The 392-nt window shown below is 54.8% G+C and carries 1 pseudogene; it reads left to right on the top strand.

Annotated features, from left to right (window positions below):
• Window positions 1-20 precede the first annotated feature (20 nt).
• Window positions 21-392: pseudogene (locus J1M43_RS16490) on the top strand (PD40 domain-containing protein); the annotation flags it as partial.

The raw sequence follows: 392 nt of genomic DNA, 5'->3' as shown, positions 1-392 counted from the left end.
CCACCCCACCTCCTGCGCCTGTGCGGCTACAGGGTCATGTAGCTTTTGACTCGGATCGCAACGGCAATACCGATGTGTATTTGCTCGATGCTACACAAGGAGCAAACGCCAAGCCCGTACAACTGACGACGAACGCAGGGATTGATTTCGCACCCTCCTTGTCGGCAGACGGAAAGCGCATTGCCTTCGTATCCGAGCGAGGAGGCAACCTGGACATCTACGTGATGAACACCAACGGATCGGATCAGGAGCGACTGACAAATAGTTCTGGTGCAGATCTTACGCCACGCTGGTCACCCGATGGCAAGAAGATCGTCTTCTCATCCACTCGTGACGGTAATCCCGAGATTTATGTGATGGACGCGGATGGCTCGAACCAGAAGCGTTTGACC

The sequence above is a fragment of the Microbacterium sp. KRD172 genome (assembly GCF_017168295.1).
Classification (GTDB): Bacteria; Actinomycetota; Actinomycetes; order Actinomycetales; family Microbacteriaceae; genus Microbacterium; species Microbacterium profundi.
The sequence above is the reverse complement of the archived record's forward strand: the minus strand, read 5'-3'. Positions and strand labels throughout refer to the sequence as shown.